1 protein-coding gene is annotated in these 1,380 nt (G+C 56.9%); it reads right to left on the bottom strand.

What is annotated here, in order from left to right:
- Nucleotides 1-20: 20 nt before the first annotated feature.
- A partial coding sequence (locus IAI51_RS27715) for a transposase (RefSeq protein WP_187681370.1) occupies nucleotides 21-1,380 on the bottom strand: 1,360 nt, incomplete at its 5' end.

The following is a 1,380-nucleotide window of genomic DNA, read 5'->3' on the forward strand; positions in this document are numbered from 1 at the left end:
GCATTGGTATCTACACATCTCTAAAGTCTTCGGCTGGCCACCCAGCCGATGGCTTCTTTAGCGAAACCCGCCAGCTCCTGTGGCGTGTATTGCTCCAGCGTCTCGCACATCGCCAAAAGCATGTACAAACCGGCTAGCACCGCAGAAGCCGTTACCGGCTGCGAGCGCTTCATTTGTCGACCCGATAGACGGACCAAAAAGTTCCGTGTTTGCTCGGCAAACTCACCCTCTGCCCGCATCAGACGCCAACTGACGGCGCACGCCTGACTAGCGATCAGCAGCCGTTTGAACACGGCTTCGCCGCTTTCCTGCTGCCAGTTTTCCAGCTGATGTCCGCCGCCTTTGAGCAGTTTGAAGTAGGACTCGATACGCCAGCGCCAGTAATACCAGAGCGCCAATCGTTCAGCCGCAACCTGGGGCCCAAGGTTGCTCAGCAAATACCATTCGGCCAACAGGTGGCCGTTGTCCCCAATTATTCGGCTAACGACCAGTCGGGCAGGTAAAGGCTCGCCAGACTTGCGTAACGTCTTGCGGTCGGCCCGATCTTTGGTGAAGGGCTGGGCTTGGCGAGTCAGCACAACGGCCGTTTCTCCCACCCATTGAATGGCGGATTTTCCTTTGTAGTCGACCTTGCGGGTTTCGCTGTAGCTCATTTGGCTGGCGATTTGGCTCAGAGGCCTGGACTGGCCTTCATGACTGGCCGTGGAACCCGCCTTGACCCGCACCAGCCAGTGCCGACCCTGGGCCTGCCACTGTCTCAAATGAGCGACTGAATCAGCCTCTCGATCCACGATATGGACAAGAGGCTTGGCAAAACTCTGCTGCTCCAGCCAAGTGATGCGTTGTGTCAGTTCATTGAGGTGTTTTTCAGGGGCCAGCACTTCTTCGGCTCGCGTGCTGAGCACGCCGTCTTTGGTGGCTAGATTCTGAGCGGGAGTACAGATCGGTGCACCGTCACGATCCGTGACCAGCAGGCTGCTTTGCAGCTCATAGCCGATGTCGCCTCGGTGGGTCATTTGCAGGCGATCAGCCTTGCTGTGGTGGTGCATGTAATTGAGCCGAGACCAATCGTGCATGACCAGTGCGTAATCATCGCAGTCATCTCGGCAACCCTCATGCGCCAGCGCCAGTAGCGGTTTAACCAGATCAACGGGCCTGACCCGGTCATTGCTCAAAAATCTCCAGAGCGCTTGCGTCTGCGCAAAAGCCTTGTCGCTTCGCGGCAAGGCTTTCATCCCGGCGGCCAGCGCCGGTAGTCCATTACTGTGTCCCATGACTAACTCGTCGTATCGTTTTGTCAGTCGGGCATCTAGCCCGGTCATTTGATATCCATGCCGTCCTTTTATAGACCAGGATCGGGAGATGTGTAGATACCAATGC

The sequence above is a fragment of the Pseudomonas sp. N40(2020) genome (assembly GCF_014472415.1).
Lineage (GTDB): Bacteria > Pseudomonadota > Gammaproteobacteria > Pseudomonadales > Pseudomonadaceae > Aquipseudomonas.